The following is a 16212-nucleotide window of genomic DNA, read 5'->3' on the forward strand; positions in this document are numbered from 1 at the left end:
ACGCTGCATCATGTTGATTTCATCATAGGCGGCGTAGCCGTCGCAACTGGATTGGCAGACAACGGACCATCAAATGCAATGCCAGCGGAACTAGCACACCGTCGTCCACAATCCCGACGAATGGAACAGCAACATTGAAAGGATCGACCGCGTACAGAGCCACCAGAGCGGTCGCGGGCATCAGCCATCTTGGACGGTCGGGTTGCCGCAGCGCATATAAGAGCACGCGCAAATCGTCCCTGACCACCTTCCATAAAAATGCGATTTTTTTCATTCCGACAGCTCCGCGCCCTTCATTTCCTTAGACGGCCGTTTCTCACAGATCACATCCTACCCCTGGATACTTGGTCGGTGATGGCCGATACAAGTCAACCAAATTCGGCCCCTTTTCTTTTGATTGTTGGCGAGCTGCCGGCGCTCAGAAGCCAGGAACGTGGAAACCGCGACATAAGCGAGACTGAAATCAGCAGTGGAAGCACCGAGGTTCGCCGGATCGACGTGCGGTTCGATTTCGATGCCTGGATAATCTCACCTTCCACTTCGTTCGGGGGGTGAGGGACGTCGAGCGGGGTACTGATCGTTCAGTTCGCGACAATGAATCACTGATCGGAGCGGACCCGACCTGCAAGATCTGGCGTCGTGAGGTTGAGTTCGCTGTCCCGGATCAACGCTGTTTGCCTGAGGCCAGTCAGTGACGTTGTTCCAGCCTCACAAAGAGGCCTTCCGGGAACATCGTGAACTCAAATATCTCGTCCACAGCGGCGGTTCGGTCAGTTGCCTGGGATATGTTGAAATTGCGGCACATCATTGCGAGCGCCGATTTAACTTCCATCAGGGCGAGCTTGCGACCCGGACACAACCGGGGTCCTGAGCCGAATGGAACGAAACCTACCTGATGGCTGCTCGTCGCACCGGACGCGCCGAGCCAACGGTCAGGGTCAAATGTTCGCATTGGGGAAACGCTACCTGGTTGCAGCGCGGGCTGTCGCGTCAAGAGCGTCAGCACCGTACCCTTGGGAATTGCGATGCCATTTAACTGGACATCGAAATTCGGCTCGAAACTGGTAACCGGGGAAACCGGCTTCAGACGCATGGTCTCTTTGGTTACCGCGTCAAGATACACGAGATCATCAAGTGCATCCGCGTCTTCGAGTATTGCGCCCTCCCCGATGACAGAATCGACCTCAGCTTGCATTTTGTTCTGGACTTCGGGGTGAGTGCACATGTGATACGCGATCCAGGCGATCGTATTGGCGGTCGTGTCCTCGCCGGCCAGCAGTATCGTGAAAACATTTGCCATCACTTCTTCGTCCGTTAGCGGTGCCTCTCCTTCCTCTTGCGCCGTGAGCAACGCCTCAAGGAGGTTCGAAGGAAGCGCGTCAGTGATCGCGTCTTGCATCAATCGGGCGCGATTGCGTGTGATGAGAACCTGTGTCAGAGCCCGCACGGCCACCAGAGCCCGGTCAAGTTGCCTGTCCGGTGCCAGTTTGAAGTAGTGCCAATAGGGGAACGGGGCAATTATCCGTCGCTGAATCATTGGAAACATCACTGCGAGGTGCTGCTGGATGATTTCGCCATCACTCTGGAGGGTGTCCATGTCATAGCCGAACGCAAGATTCGTCGCCACGTCCACTGTGTAGCGCATGAGCTCCTGGCGAATGTTTACGGATTGACGATTACGCGCGACTGTCTCCCATCGACTAAGTAGCCGCGAGGTCATCATGCGCATCGAGGGAAAGAATGCGCGAAGGTGGACCGGGTCAAGTGCCTTGACGACGAGTTGTCGCTGTCTCCTCCAGGTATCGCCCTCTGCCGAAAACACGCCATCAACACCAATTTCATGCGCGACGCGCTGGATTACGTCCCAGCGGCGATAGGTGCCCGGCCGGTCGTGGAGGACCTGATTGACGAGAACCGGATCTGCAATCGCAACGAATCTCCGACCCATTAGCGTGTAGGTGTACATGCTGCCGAACTCTCTACACCAGTTCTCGAGCAGCAAATGCAACTGGCGGGTCCTGAAGTCCAGAAGGTTGCCAAGGAGCGGAACACCCTTCGGTCCCGGAAGCTGCTTAACGCTACGAACCGGTGATGGGCGGGCGGCCTGCTCGACAGCAGCCGCGCAGGAGGATTGTTGCGCCTTCCATGCAAGCACTTCATTTCGATCAACCTTTATTTCCCCGTTTTCGATAATTGCTTCGAATCGCTTCAGATCTGAAGTGCTGATACCGCGCCTCTGTCCCGATAGACAGGCGAATTGCCAACCGTGCCCCCTGCAAGTAAGTACGTCGTCCTTTAATGCGCCCTCTGACAACAGGGTACCCTCGTGCGGACATCGGCCCTGGTAAATGCAGACGCCTTGGGCGTGCCTGATAACAACCAGATCAATTCCGTCGAGGTGAGCCGCCTGGACGTTTTCGTCCTCCAGGTCTTTCGTCCGTGCGACGACTACCGAATCTTCCGGGGCCGGCTTTACGATCTGAAGAGTTGAACTCATGTTCGCGCTCGTTCCCAATGAAGCGCCCTCATCACGGGCAGGAGGGCGCGAAAGACCGTTTGGCTTTGTCGCGGTCCCGCTCGGGAAGGGTCGAACCAGCTGCCAGAAAGGTGCGGGACCGCGACGCGGGAGGAGTATGGCAGCAACCGCGAGCGCCAGAAGTTCGGCGGACGGCCTTAACTGCATGAACCCCTGCACCGGCATCGCGTGTGAATCTTCGAGCGCACCAGGATGCGCTCTGTGACTGCATGATAGCTGTCCCATGCTACCAGCCAAGTGAACTTTCTAGTTTCACGCCGCCCTTCTAAAGCTGTCACCGACAGATCCTGGAACTCCGCCCACAGCCCCTTGTTGCGGTGCTTTGACGGAGTGTGGTGGCACCAGCGTGCGAAAGGGGACACCGCCATTTGATCAGCTTGTGCTCTGGCCACATATTTGCCCACCCGATTGCTCCCTTGTCGCCGGCCAGACGACGCTGAAAGTATCGGACGCAGTCCAACAACCGTTTCACGAGAGCTCACGCGCAATGCGGCGACACGTGGTGGGTGCCTCGCGTATCGTGCTTCGGTCGCGCAGTGGAAGGCGGCACGGTTCGCCAAACGACCAAAGCCAGCGAAGCTGTCGACTAATGGACGGCTGCGCCAATATGTAACTGCGGATTCAACCGGTCGATGTAACACTATCGACCGCGTGAGCAGTGAGTCAGCGGACCGCCTGAAACAGAAACATTCCCTATGAGCGTGACGAGTTCACCGGCGTAGCTTATTGCAGTTACGGGTCAATCCGGTTTGCTAACGTTTGGTCAATAGCATTAGCAATGATCTCCGTTAATTGATTACGACACGCCCATCCATATACTCCACGCACCTGCGAGAGGCCGAAGTGAGTTAAGCGTGAACGTGAGTGCCGCACAACGAGCACTCATGCCGCTCGCCGACGTTCACTACTGGAGGCAAGCGATTAACAACACCTTGAAGCACTTCGGCACATGCGGACTTTTTGCGCTGCCAGCGCTCTTCACTATGCATCCCGCGCTTGCCCAGAACAAGCTCGTCACGGATGCGAATGCAACATGGAACAAAGGCGACGCTCACGGGCTCGCCGCGCTATACGACGAAAAGGCGATCGTATCGCGGGGTAACGGCAAGATCGTTCAAGGGCGCGACGAAATAGAGAAGCTCTTCAAGAGCCACTTCGATGCCGGCGTTCACGATTACGCGATCGACGTGGTGCGCGCGAGCCAGGTCGGCAACGTGATGTACGAAACGGCCGACTGGACTGCGGTGCAGGAGAAGGATGGCAAGAAGCCGCAATACAAAGGCGTATTGCTAAAGGTGATGACGAGGAGCACGGACGGCAAGTGGCGCACGATCGCGCACACGTGGAATGCGGAAGAGAACAAGTGAAGGGCATCTCGCACGTTCAGGAAGTAGACGAGGCATTCGAATGGCTGCTTTCTAAGCTACCTGAGCGGCAACTATTGGGCCGGCTACCGTCTGACATGCGCATGGCTAGTCTCAGCGTGCGGATTGCGGGTGCTACAGACGCGAGACATTAGCAATATCCATCTTATCTATTTGCAACACTCGCAGGCCTCAACTATGTTGAATAACCGGAAGGCTTGGCTACCGGGCGGGTGCCGTGTCCGATATTTCTAGCACTCTTACGCGATTCCGGGCTCGCGGCAATAGCAGGGAGACTCGGCTATGACGACACCGCTGCTCGGACAGATGATGGACGTGCCGCTGACGGTTTCCTCACTGCTGGCCCATGCGTCACGGCACTTCGGCACTACCGAGATCGTGTCAAAGCGCATCGAAGGCGACGTACATCGCTACACGTATCGCGACTGCGAAAAGCGCGCGAAGCAACTGGCGCAGGCGCTTATCGCGCTGGATGTGCAGCCGGGCGAACGGATCGGCACGCTGGCATGGAACGGTTACCGCCATCTGGAAGCCTATTACGGCACGACGGGCTTCGGGGCTGTGTGTCATACCATCAACCCCCGGCTCTTCCCCGAGCAGATCGCATGGATCATCAACGACGCCGATGACAGCTACGTGCTGTTCGATACGACGTTCTCGCAGCTGATTGAATACCTTGCGCCCCTCTGTCCCAAGGTGTGTGGGTGGATCGCGCTTGCCGACGACGCGCATCTACCTGCGGTGCAGACGCCCATACCGCTCATCAGCTATGAGACGTTTCTCAAGCCGCACGACGGCGCATTCGACTGGCCGCTCCTCGACGAGCGCCAGGCATCGTACCTTTGTTACACCTCGGGCACGACGGGCAATCCAAAGGGCGCGCTGTATTCGCATCGCTCCACGGTGCTGCACGCGTACGCCGGTGCGCTGCCGGATGCGATGTGTCTATCGGCGCACGACTCGGCGTTGCCTGTCGTGCCGATGTTTCATGCGAACGCATGGGGCATTCCGCATGCCGCGCCGCTCACGGGCGCGAAACTCGTCCTTCCGGGCAAAGATCTCGACGGTAAATCCCTTTTCGAGCTGATGCAGGCGGAGCGCGTCACGTATTCCGCCGGCGTGCCAACCGTCTGGCTTGGCCTGCTCAACTACATGAAGGAAGCGGGCGTGCGGTTGTCGTCACTGCAACGCGCGGTGATCGGCGGGTCCGCGTGCCCGCCGGCGATGCTGCGCACCTTCGAGGAATACGGCGTCGAAGCCATTCACGGATGGGGCATGACCGAGATGTCACCGCTCGGCACGCTCGCAAAACTCAACTGGGAACAATCACAGCGGCCGCCGGAAGAGCAGCGCAGGCTGCGCGAAAAGCAGGGGCACGTGATCTACGGCGTGGACATGAAGATCGTCGGCGACGATGGGCGCGACCTGCCGTGGGACGGCATCGCGTTCGGCGAACTGCACACGCGCGGTCCGTGGGTGATCAAGCGGTATTTCCAGAAGGATGACTCGCCGCTCGTCGACGGCTGGTTTCCGACCGGCGACGTGGCCACGATCGACGGGGACGGTTTTATGCGGATCACCGACCGCAGCAAGGATGTGATCAAGTCGGGAGGCGAGTGGATCAGTTCGATCGAAATCGAGAACATCGCGATCGCGCATCCGGGCGTCGCAGAGGCAGCCTGCATCGCCTGCGCCCATCCGAAGTGGCTGCAGCGGCCGCTGCTCGTCGTCGTCAAACGCAAGGACGCGGAGGTCACGCGCGACGAACTGCTCGCGTTCTACGAGGGCAAGGTCGCGAAGTGGTGGATGCCCGATGACGTTATCTTCGTCACCGAATTGCCGCATACGGCCGTTGGAAAGCTGCACAAACTGAAGCTGCGCGAGCAGTTCAGCGACCACCTGCTGGCGTCGGCGCTCGAAGTTGAGCCCTGTCCCCTTGCCGACGAGCGCGCAATGGAAGGCGCCGGGTCAAAACCTGCGGCGGAATAATCGAAAAGGAGGCTGTCAAAGGGACCGCCACCGCACCGCCATTTGGTGCAGCCGGCCGTGGGTGACCCCAACCCGCCACAGACAGACAGCGACATGCACGGCCGCTATCAGCAGCAAACAAGACGCCAGCAAAGATTGAATGCTCAGTGCAGGCGCTCAGCCCGTCGTGAGAGCGACACACGACTCAGCCCTGCCAGACTCGTGGGCGCCCACGTCCGACGGACAATCTTGCAGCCGTCGGCTGTCGGAGGCGAGCTTCCGGCCGGCACAGAAGCAGGCGTACGCTACCATTTCCTCATCACCGCCGCACATTCGGCGCGGCCGTCGCCGCGTTTCATCGCATGTTTGCGCGAGCGGTCGAATATTCACTACATCGCATCTTTACCTGGCATTTTGCGCAGTCCGGACTAGCATCGAATATAGCCGCGATGTGCAGGTTCGACGGGCTTCGAATCTCGTTCAGATGCTTTTCTTCGCGGGCGCGGGACGAGAAGCAGAAACCGCGCGCAGGTAGAGGCACGTGGAAGTACGTGGAGGTAGCGATGTACATGAGATCACCTATGCTTCGCCTGCTGGGGGTCGCGACGACTGTCAGCGCAATGGTGATGTACAGCGACGCGCGCGCAACTGGCGATGCAGTGACCATCGCATTCATCACGGATTTTTCCGGACTGTATTCCGAAGGTGATGGGCAGGGCGGCCTCGAGGCAATTCGAATGGCCATTGCGGATTTCGGAGGCCAGGTCAACGGCAAGCCGATCAAGGTGCTCTATGCGGACCATCAGAACAAGGCCGATATAGCAGCATCGGTCGCGCGGGAATGGATCGACCGCGAGAGTGTCAATGTGATTATCGGCGGGACGAATTCTGCAACCGCGCTTTCCACCAATCAGATTGCCGGAGAAAAGAAGATTCCCTACATCAACGTAGGAGCCGGCGCAGATACGCTGACCAATGAGCAATGCACGCCTTATACGGTCCACTATGCGTACGACACGATGGCCCTTGCAAAGGGAACCGCTTCATCAGTGCTTAAAAGAGGCGGAAAAACATGGTATTTCCTAACCGCCGACTATGCGTTCGGCAAGGCGCTTGAGAAGAACGCCTCTGATGTCGTGAAGGCGAATGGCGGCCAAGTGCTGGGATCTGTTCATCATCCGCTCTCCGCGTCGGACTTTTCTTCGTTCCTTCTTCAGGCACAACAATCGAAAGCACAGGTCCTTGGACTCGCGAACGCTGGCGGCGACGCCGTCAATGCAATCAAGGCCGCGAACCAGTTCGGCGTAACGAAAACGATGACGCTGGCCGCGCTGCTTATCTTCATCAACGATATCAACAGTCTGGGTCTCGCGACGGCGCAACATCTCGTGCTGACGGATAGTTGGTATTGGAACAAGAATGCACAAACACGCAAGTGGTCGCAGCGCTATTTCGCGAAAATGAACAAGATGCCGTCGAGCCTGCAGGCCGCCGACTATTCCGCAACGATGACCTATCTGAAGGCAGTGCGGACTGTCGGCTCGACCGAACCAGCCGCGGTCATGTCGCAGCTAAAGAAACAAAAGATCGACGACGTGTATGCGCAAGGATATATCCGGGAAGATGGCAGCATGATTCACAATATGTATCTGATGGAGGTGAAGACGCCGGACGAATCGGAGCAGCCGTGGGACTACTGCAAGATCATCGAAACGATTCCTGGTGAACAGGCGTTCGGCAGTAAAGCTGAGTCTCGCTGCGCGTTATGGAAATGAAGCCGTTGGCGCGGGTCGGTCTCGTGCTCGGTAAGCCTTCGTCCGGCGAAACCTCTGCGCCAACCTTGCCGACCGGTTGCGCAATGGTCCCGTCCGCGTTCAGCGGCACGTGACCCGAGACAAATGCTTTTTTTCCTCTGACACGCACCCATTCAAATGGCAACGCATACGTACATTCGCCGGAATTTGTAGCGGCTGTGGTAGCGCCAATCCCATTTTCGCTAACTTCGCTTCGATTCTGCCCATATCTCTCTATATGAACGCGTCCCGTTTGCAACAGCTTTCGTGAGTTTCAGACAGACAAGGATGGGCTGCATCTCTATATCCGGGCTTGTTGCAGACGATACTGCCGTCGCGGCCCCCTATGAAATCCGCTGACCCACGCCTCATTCTCCTAGCGAGCTCAAGGCTCTCGATGATATTCAGGTTTCGTGAGTCCCGGTCCTACCTGGCTTGTCATCACACTCGATTGCTGCGCAACCTTTCGACGTTCATCCCTGTGTTAAACGTTGAACTGCTACATGGCGCGGTTCGCTCAAACAGGTTTCGCGCTCACATATCCCTTTTGGTACGGCCGGTCATGGGCTAGCACCGCCCAGATCGTCCGCGCCATCTTGTTGGCTAGCGCGACGATCACCACATTCTTCGGCCTGCGCTTCTGCATCCGCTCGACCCACCGGTCGGGCTCCTTCGCATGCGTCAATACTGCTAGTGCGCCGTGAATTAGTAGTGTGCGTAGATAGGTATCGCCGCGCTTCGATATACCGTGCAGGTTCACCTTGCCGTCGGAGCCGGTCTGCTTCGGTACAAGACCGGCCCATGCCGCAAACTCGCGGCCAGACCGGAATGCCTTCGCATCACCCATCGTCGCCACGGCTGCGGTTGCCGTGAGCAATCCAACTCCAGGAATCTCGCTGATCGCCTTCACCGCCTTGTCTTCCTTTTTCCACTCGCGCATGCGCCGGTCGATCTCTGCAATCTGCTCGTCCAGCTTTGCCAAGCCGCTCCACTGTTCGCGAAATGTATCGATCAATGAAGCAGGCAGACGCGCAGCAATCCGCTCAAACACGGTGGGTATTTCCTTGTCCAGCTTGTCCCGACTCTTGCTCATGACTTCGCCGTATTCCGTCAGCAATCCTCTCAGTCCGTTGCTCTGCATCGTGCGAAACTTGATCAATTGCTGCCGCATCCGGTGCAGTGCCAGCATGGCCTGCTGCATCTCGGTCTTCACCGCCACCGGCTTGCCGGGTTGTTGCGCAGCCATCCAGATCGCCCTGGCATCCGCCGCATCATTCTTATTCCTGATGTTGAACGCCTTCACGAACTCCGCCGCCATCAGCTTTACCTGATGGCCCATCTTCGTCAGTTGCCGGGCCCAGTGGTGCGCTCCGCCGCACGCTTCCATCCCGATCACGCACGGCGCACGGTTCGCAAAGAATTCGAGAAACTTCGCCCGCTTGACCGGCTTGTTCACGATCTCGCCGGTTTCCTGATCGACGTAATGCACCTGAAACACCGACTTCGCGATATCGACGCCGACTGCCGTACCATTGATCACTGGATCCTCCGGTTGCCTTGGAAAACTTCGCATTTTCCACCTTGGGTACATCGATGCCGTTGGCCCGTGAGGATCCTCCTTCCTTTGCTCACTCGGTAACGGGGTGGGACGCGTTCATTTCATTCTCCTCACCCATCGCTAAGTCAGCGATGCCGGTTTGCCGCTCAGTCGAGTTCGATCGGCCGCCCGTGGGGGGTGCGGCGCGCCGCTACGTCCCATGCGTTTTTCCGCTCTACCAGTGCATCGCGCGTCAGGCAGCCCTTCGCGGTCGCGATCTGTTCGAGCGCGGTCAGCCAATGAACATAGTAGGTGTCGCCGTGGTCCGGATCGCCTTGCGCCTGCGCGTCGCGGATAGCATCGGCGAGTTGAGCCGCCCATTCGGCCCAGGTGAACACGCCGCGCTCATGAAGCGAGAGCGCCATCGCAAAGGCCGCCGCCTCCCAGGGCGCGGAGAAGACGGGGCCGGCATCGTCGCGTGGCAAGCCGGGCAGTGTATCGAGTGACACCGGGGGCGCAGTCATGAAAGTCTTCCTCGATGAGCGAACGCGCATGTCGTTCAGCACCTGTCCAGATACGGCTCCCAGCAATCGGCGCAAACGGAAGCGGCCGTGGTATCCCGGCCCCACAATTCGACGGCATCGAAGCTCACCGTGTACAGCCACTGTGGATCGTCGCCGCGGCCCACCGCGTTCGAATCAGGAAACACATGCGCGCCGTGCACTGCGACGACCCGGCCGCGCTTGCCACGGCAGTAACGCGGCAAGCGGGTGTGCGTTTGCGGGTTGAGCAGTCGCGTATGTACCTCGTCGCCGACGGCAAAACGGGCCGGATGCGGCGGCGTGCGCATCACGGGGCTCCCGCTAAAGAGCGCCTGGTTGACCTGGTCATGAGGCAGCACGCGTGGCACCGGCGCGGCGGGATGCCGTGATACGCCGGAGTCGATCTCGTCGGGCGTGGCGAGGCCCGAGTTGACCAGAAGCTTGCACAAGCCTGCAAACCAGATCTCGTAATAGCTGCTAGACAGATACTGCGCCGGCGGCAGGCTCTCGCGCGCAGCGCGCGACATATCGAGATTCCATGTGCCCGTCGCACCCATCGTGATCGTCAGCGCGAGCACATGGCGCTCCCAGTCGGCGTGGAAGTAAGGTTCGTCGACCTCGGGCACGACCGGCCCGAACGACTGCATCCCGCCCAGATCCTGCGCGCCGTTCACGATGAACCTACGTTGGGGATTGTCGCCTGCTGCGCAGGGAGCGGTAAGCCTGTGCCGATCATCGAGTCGCGCGTGACGAGATCGGCGAGTTCGTCTTCGTTCAGTGCGTCGGTGCCGGGCGGACGCATTGGCAGCACCAGATAGCGTACCTCGGCCGTCGAATCCCAAACGCGGATCTTGATGTCGTCCGGCAACGCTACGCCAAACTCCTCCAGCACGCCACGGGGGTCGATCACTGCGCGCGAGCGGTACGGCGCCGACTTGTACCAGACGGGTGGCAAGCCGAGCACGGGCCACGGGTAGCACGAGCACAGCGTGCAGACGACCATGTTGTGTATGCCCGGCGTGTTCTCCAGCGCAACCATGTGCTCGCCCTGACGCCCCGCGAAGCCAAGTGACGCGATCGCGGCTGTCGCATCATCGAGCAGCCAGTGTCGAAATTCCGGATCGCTCCACGCCTTTGCGATGACGCGAGCGCCATTGCGCGGACCCACTTTCGTTTCGTAGGTTTCGATCAGTACGTCGAGCGCTTGCGGATCGACGTAGCCCTTCTCGATCAGAAGCGATTCGAGCGCACGCACACGCAGATCCATGTCGGGTAGTGCGCTGCCCTCATGTCCTTCATGCACCTGAGGGTGTTGAGTCGCGTGATGCCGCGAAGGGTCATGTACGGGGTCGTGACTCACCTGGATCCCCTTCGAGAATGCGACATTCATAGAGTATGGACGGGCAAGACGTTGAATGCAAACGGCCGACGCGCGGTTCCGGGCAGCACCATCGATCAGTGCGACGCCCACCGGCGTCAGTTCCTGTCCGAACGTGATAATGCCCTTCTTATGCGTTGAGGCTCGTAAATGACCGTCGAACTCGACCCCGTGTGAGCCGTACGGACCCGGCAGGCCATCGGCTCGTACCGGGGACCGGTACCGGTCAATCATACCGAGCACCCAACGTTACGACATGCGGCAGTCGATGCTTACCAGCTCCAATGGTCGCGAGGGCTCATCCGCGCTGGCCGGAGAGGCCATGGCAAAGAACCCAATGACATAGTGAGACGATCGTCACGGTCCGTCGATCTCGACCTCCGCCTCGCATTCGACGGGCACATTCAAAGGCAACACCATGCCGACTGCCGAGCGAGCGTGTGTCCCGACGTCCGGACCGAATAGGTCAAGGATGAGGTCCGAGAAGCCATTCGCGATACGCGGAGTCTGATCGAAAGCCGGCGCGACATTGATCATCGAGAGAACGCGCAATCAGCCTGTAATGCGGTCCAAGTCGCCGAGCGCCCTCTGGAGACTCGCCAACTGGGCAAGAGCCACGAGGCGTGCTGCCGCATACGCTTCGGCCGGGGACACTTCGGCGCCCACTTTGCCAATGGGTTGCGCTATGGTTCCATCCGCGTTCAGTGGTACATGTCCCGAGACAAACGCGCGTTTTCCACTCACACGCACCCATGCGAACGGCAGTGACATGCGTGCATCAGCTGGCATCTGTAGTGGCCGCGGTAACACCAATCCCATCTCCGCCAACCTTGCTTCAATTTTGGCCATGGCAGTCTCCTGAAGACGTACAGAGCACGTTAGATGCTGGGGATCTACTCTTCCCCATACGGAGGTTAGCGGGATGCCCGGCGCCTTAGCATGGCTGCCCGGAAAATTCCGGGCAATACCGCTTTTTTGGCGGCAACGACCGTTTGCTCTGCTTGCGCAGTCGTGCCACTGCCGCAGCCTTTTTGCGCTTGCGTTCGGTGGCAGGTTTTTTCACGGGCCGAGCCCCGCCATCTTTCAGGCCACTATCGGCGGGCCAGAAGGACGGTGGGCCGATAGCCGCGCGTGCCGACGACGTGCCGCTCCAAAACCTGCGGGATGTTTGAGCGCCTTTGGTTGCAACCGCCCTGGCGCTTCGAATGCGCTGGATGTTTCGAACTGTGGAGTCGCCCTTAACCGCGGGTGTCGACCCAATTGCGTGCCCATTGGCTGGAGTACTGCAACGCCTGCTCTTCACTCGTGAAGTAGTCGAGTGAATAGAACCAGTAGCGGCCTTCGGCTCGCGCGTTATCGAGGCGTTCGAGCAACAGGTTGGATGGAAGTTACCGTCGGGCAAACGATGCGCCGAGGATTGGACGGCATAGCCGTTGTATTGTTGAACTTGTTTGTTTTGCATTTTAGTTTTAATGATATTGGAGTGCGCACGTACTGTACGAAAGGGCACGCGTGCGTTGACCCAAAGCCACTCGAGCCGATTCATCAAGCAGTCGGAAGGCGAAAGATGGCGTTGAGGCCTGAGGAGAGAATGAGGCGCAACAAGGCGTATGGCGCTCGCTAAGCTGCCGAATCAGCAGATGCAGCTAACGGCGATCGCGCCAACTTTGGGAGACAAAAACTCCGCGAGGGTGTCGCTGCAACCCGGCGTTCGTCGAATGCCGGGTCCTTCAAACTTTACAGCGGCTTGATGTTAGCCGCTTGCGGACCCTTGGGGCCTTGCTTCGTTTCGAAGCTCACCTTCTGATTTTCAGCCAGCGTCTTGAAGCCGTCGGCCCGGATCTCGGAGAAATGAGCGAACAGGTCGTCGCCGCCCTTGTCCGGGGTAATGAAGCCAAAGCCTTTGCTGTCGTTAAACCATTTAACGGTACCGGTTTCCATGAAGAATCCTTGAGAAAAAAATGAAGACTTGCTCTGTCAAAGAGCGCTTGAAGCTTCAAGGAGGGAGAGGACAACGAATACCGCTGAGGAGCGAGCAATTGATGAACAGCAATCGAACTTCTTGAACTTCGAACGGCACAGTACCCGCCAGGCGGGTCAGGGTCAACACTTATTTTGCAACCATTTCAGCAGGCGGGCCGCGCTGCTGACGAAGCGATGCGACACCGCTTGGCTGTGCCCCTTGCCTGGCATGGCATGCCAGGCAGGTTATACACCGCGCGCCTTTGTATCAGATTAGTGGATTGACGTCTGGCTGTTTCCAAAGGGGCAGCCGACGCTGGAATGACCTGGCTACGTGACCAGGTGATGAACGCTTCATCGCCGATTTTTACCGGGATGACCAGGCTGAATCATTACAATGCCTCGACGAACTCCCTTCGACAGCATGAAATGAGAAATATGCTGACTTCCTTTTTCTGGAGCGGCGACGCCATCCGCAGTCGACGCGTAAGTGACATCGTTTTATGGACCACGCTCGATGTACCTTCACCCCCTGCGCCCGTGGTGGCAGATTGGCAAAGAGAGATATCGACGCGACTCGCTCTGGAACCTGGGGATGTTGAGGCAATGCCTTTGGCGCGCACGCAAGTGCGCTGGCCGGCCTACAAGCGCTGCGTGCAAGCCATGTCCGATTGGACGTGCGCCCTGGGACTGCCCGCGGTGCTCGCCGATAGTGGCATGGCGCTGATGGCCTGTCGTGGCGCGAGATATCACCATGACGGTGAGCAATATGGCAGTGCCGCGTTTTGCAATCTGTTCCTGAGTGAAGACAAGGGCCTGGACTTGCGGTTTCCCTCTACGGGTCAATGCATTCCCCTCAAGCGCGGAACAGCCGTCATTTTCGATACGGGCCAGCCCCATGGCGTGATTCAGCGTGGCGGCGAGAGTTTCTCTGCGGCCGACTTCGCGCCCGACCAGGACTTCACCCAGATTTTCTTGACGTGGGAGCTTCCGATCGAAGACGCCAATGTCGGGCACGCACTCAAGGTGATCTTCGACATCGACCGCCCGTCGTCGCAGCGATTAGAGGAGGAGCAAGTCTGGATGAACGGCGCACCAGCCGCCGTGTGCCCGGAATCCGGTCGCTGGCACCGCGCTGGCTGATTATCGGCGTAAGGCCCTGGGACCGTGGCACTGGAACACGAAGTACACGACTCGCAATCCATCTCGTCCTCGCGTCGCCTCGACGCACACCGACATCGCCTGTTATCTCCCTGCCCGCGTCTTTCTGCCGATAGACCGCACACGGGCCAATCGCAGCGATCAGCGTTGACGCCCTCTTGAAATCATCCTATAACCATCCACATGGATGGTGACTGGAGGATTTTCGCATATGGCAAAAGAAGTGCCGGATCGCTCGCGAGGTAGCGAGACCGAAAAAATTACGATCAATCTTGGTCCAGTCGATCTGGGGCAAATCGATTTGCTCGTCGAAGAGGGCTTTTACTCGAACCGCACGGATCTGATCCGTACGGCCATCCGCAATCAGCTGTCGATTCATGCTCCTGCCGTCAAGGAAACCGTAACGCGCCGTGAGCTTGTACTGGGTCTCCAGCATTTCTCGAAACAAGACCTCGAGGCAGCATGCGCGGCCCGTCAGCGACTCAGAATTCAGGTGCTGGGACTGGCGAGCATTGCTACAGACGTCTCACCCGAACTTGCGCTGGCAGCGATCGACTCGATTCTGGTTCGAGGCGCACTCCATGCCTCACCGGCGGTCAAGGCCGCGCTGGCGGATCGAATTCGCTGACGTCCCTGACTCTTTCCCGCTATCGGAAAAAACATGAAACTCAACGAAGGCTTTCTGGACTCGATGAAAGAGGCGTTCGCCCTCTTTCGCCGCAATGACGCCGCGGCGGCCGCGGAGATCGTCAAACGCGCCATGCGTGGCGAGCCGACGGACGTGGCAACCGCGCATGCAGACCGGCATGAGAACACGACGACAACGCGCTTCGCCGACCTCCTGCAACCCCGGCATCGCGCCCATCAGACGCAAACCGAACCGGACGTGCAGGATCGTGCGCACTTCAGCATGCGGCGCTACGTCAACGCCGCGGGCCAGCGTAACTACAAGGTCTACGTCCCCAGTCAATATCGCAGTGATCCCCTGCCCCTCATCGTCATGCTGCACGGTTGCACGCAGGACGCTGACGATTTCGCAGCCGGCACGCGGATGAACGCCCTTGCCGAAACGCACGGTTTTATCGTCGCTTATCCGACCCAGCCGCAACGCGCAAATACCTCGAAATGCTGGAACTGGTTCAGGCCTGCCGATCAGCTGCGCGACCACGGCGAGCCGTCGCTGATCGCGGGCATCACGCGCGAAGTCATGGCAAATTACAACGTCGATCCGAAACGCGTGTTCGTTGCCGGTCTTTCGGCCGGCGGCGCGATGGCGGCGATCGTCGCGCAAGCCTATCCCGATCTGTACGCAGCAGCGGGTATTCATTCGGGCCTGCCCGTCGGATGCGCGCACGACTTGCCGTCCGCGCTGGCGGCAATGCGCGGCGGCAAGACCGGCTCCAAAGCGCGCAAACCTGGCCGAGCGGACATTCACGACACGCAGGCGTCTCAATGCCCGCTCATCGTTTTTCACGGCGACGCGGATGCGACCGTGCATCCTGCCAACGCCAACGGATTGGTACACGGATTCTCCTCAAGTGATCCGATAGCCGCTCGCCCGTCGGGCGCTAATGGGCAGGCGCGCAAGCATACGGTCCGGCACATGACGTCACGAGCCGGGGTACATGCCGAACTATGGATCATCCACGGCGCGCCTCATGCGTGGGCCGGAGGCTCTTCAAGCGGGAGCTATACCGATCCATCCGGCCCCGACGCCAGTGCGGAGATGGTGCGATTTTTTCTCGAGCATCCTCGTCGTCAGTGAGCGTCCAGCGCGCCGCGCTGCTGTATCCGGTGCAAGGAGGGCGCGCAACGGAGGCGCAGGTTGCCATGCTCCTTTCCCGAACGCGCCTGCCAACCAATCTTGCGATCATTGCCGTCGAACTGGCAATCGGTCTGGCGCTCCTTGTCGGTTGAGCGAAAGGGCTTATTCGCGGTGTTGAAGGCGGG

General features: G+C 59.1%; 15 protein-coding genes and 2 pseudogenes. 8 read left to right on the forward strand and 9 right to left on the reverse strand.

All coding sequences use genetic code 11. The features are described from left to right. Positions 1 to 22 precede the first annotated feature (22 nt). Both G5S42_RS08760 and G5S42_RS08765 read right to left on the reverse strand, forming a co-directional pair. Positions 23 to 274 carry a YkvA family protein gene (locus tag G5S42_RS08760; protein WP_176106392.1) on the reverse strand — a complete coding sequence of 84 codons (252 nt, stop codon included), beginning with the start codon at positions 272 to 274 and terminating at the stop codon, positions 23 to 25. 414 nt (positions 275 to 688) lie between these two features. Continuing rightward, on the reverse strand, positions 689 to 2497 hold the full coding sequence (locus tag G5S42_RS08765) for a cytochrome P450 (RefSeq protein ID WP_176106393.1): 1809 nt from the start codon (positions 2495 to 2497) through the stop codon (positions 689 to 691). 474 nt (positions 2498 to 2971) lie between these two features. Between G5S42_RS08765 and G5S42_RS08770 the strand changes: the two are divergent. The 4 genes and pseudogenes from G5S42_RS08770 to G5S42_RS08785 form a co-directional block, all read left to right on the forward strand. Further along, a pseudogene (locus tag G5S42_RS08770) lies at positions 2972 to 3169 on the forward strand (IS30 family transposase); the annotation flags it as partial. Positions 3170 to 3420: 251 nt separating this feature from the next. Then, a complete protein-coding gene (locus G5S42_RS08775) occupies positions 3421 to 3903 on the forward strand; it encodes a YybH family protein (RefSeq protein WP_246391882.1) in 483 nt (160 codons plus the stop codon). 300 nt (positions 3904 to 4203) lie between these two features. Continuing rightward, on the forward strand, positions 4204 to 5910 hold the full coding sequence (locus tag G5S42_RS08780) for a 3-(methylthio)propionyl-CoA ligase (protein WP_176106394.1): 1707 nt from the start codon (positions 4204 to 4206) through the stop codon (positions 5908 to 5910). 548 nt (positions 5911 to 6458) lie between these two features. After that, positions 6459 to 7664, forward strand: coding sequence for an ABC transporter substrate-binding protein (locus tag G5S42_RS08785; RefSeq protein ID WP_446686555.1), 1206 nt, complete (start codon positions 6459 to 6461; stop codon positions 7662 to 7664). 535 nt (positions 7665 to 8199) lie between these two features. On the opposite strand, the gene G5S42_RS08790 is transcribed toward G5S42_RS08785, so the two are convergent. The 7 genes and pseudogenes from G5S42_RS08790 to G5S42_RS08810 all read right to left on the reverse strand — a co-directional run bounded on the left by G5S42_RS08790 (position 8200) and on the right by G5S42_RS08810 (position 13080). Beyond that, positions 8200 to 9219 carry an IS110 family RNA-guided transposase gene (locus tag G5S42_RS08790; protein WP_176110445.1) on the reverse strand — a complete coding sequence of 340 codons (1020 nt, stop codon included), beginning with the start codon at positions 9217 to 9219 and terminating at the stop codon, positions 8200 to 8202. Positions 9220 to 9386: 167 nt separating this feature from the next. After that, positions 9387 to 9743, reverse strand: coding sequence for a nitrile hydratase accessory protein (locus tag G5S42_RS08795; protein WP_176106396.1), 357 nt, complete (start codon positions 9741 to 9743; stop codon positions 9387 to 9389). A 35-nt stretch (positions 9744 to 9778) separates the two neighbouring features. Then, entirely contained in the window at positions 9779 to 10435 is a 657-nt protein-coding gene (nthB, locus tag G5S42_RS08800) for a nitrile hydratase subunit beta (protein WP_176106397.1), read from the reverse strand. Then, entirely contained in the window at positions 10432 to 11121 is a 690-nt protein-coding gene (gene nthA / locus G5S42_RS08805; RefSeq protein ID WP_376776869.1) for a nitrile hydratase subunit alpha, read from the reverse strand. Before nthA ends, nthB begins: the two co-directional genes overlap by 4 nt. Before the next feature lie 570 nt (positions 11122 to 11691). Next, entirely contained in the window at positions 11692 to 11988 is a 297-nt protein-coding gene (locus G5S42_RS45455) for a RidA family protein (RefSeq protein WP_312883545.1), read from the reverse strand. Between the two features lie 389 nt (positions 11989 to 12377). Further along, positions 12378 to 12601, reverse strand: a pseudogene (locus G5S42_RS44185) (hypothetical protein). 275 nt (positions 12602 to 12876) lie between these two features. Then, complete coding sequence (locus G5S42_RS08810; RefSeq protein WP_176106399.1) at positions 12877 to 13080, reverse strand: cold-shock protein; 204 nt, start codon at positions 13078 to 13080, stop codon at positions 12877 to 12879. A 459-nt stretch (positions 13081 to 13539) separates the two neighbouring features. On the opposite strand from G5S42_RS08810, the gene G5S42_RS08815 reads away from it, so the two are divergent. From G5S42_RS08815 to G5S42_RS44190, 4 genes are all read left to right on the forward strand, one after another. Next, the gene (locus G5S42_RS08815) at positions 13540 to 14244 is read left to right on the forward strand and encodes a hypothetical protein (protein ID WP_176110446.1); all 705 of its coding nucleotides are present in this window, start codon (positions 13540 to 13542) and stop codon (positions 14242 to 14244) included. 229 nt (positions 14245 to 14473) lie between these two features. Beyond that, the gene (locus G5S42_RS08820; protein WP_176106400.1) at positions 14474 to 14890 is read left to right on the forward strand and encodes a ribbon-helix-helix domain-containing protein; all 417 of its coding nucleotides are present in this window, start codon (positions 14474 to 14476) and stop codon (positions 14888 to 14890) included. 33 nt (positions 14891 to 14923) lie between these two features. After that, positions 14924 to 16027, forward strand: a complete 1104-nt coding sequence (locus G5S42_RS08825) for an extracellular catalytic domain type 1 short-chain-length polyhydroxyalkanoate depolymerase (RefSeq protein ID WP_176106401.1) — start codon at positions 14924 to 14926, stop codon at positions 16025 to 16027. Continuing rightward, positions 16024 to 16179, forward strand: a complete 156-nt coding sequence (locus G5S42_RS44190; protein WP_246391884.1) for a hypothetical protein — start codon at positions 16024 to 16026, stop codon at positions 16177 to 16179. Before G5S42_RS08825 ends, G5S42_RS44190 begins: the two co-directional genes overlap by 4 nt. Positions 16180 to 16212: the final 33 nt, after the last annotated feature.

Origin of the sequence: Paraburkholderia youngii (assembly GCF_013366925.1) — a bacterium.
In the GTDB taxonomy this organism is placed as follows: Bacteria; Pseudomonadota; Gammaproteobacteria; order Burkholderiales; family Burkholderiaceae; genus Paraburkholderia; species Paraburkholderia youngii.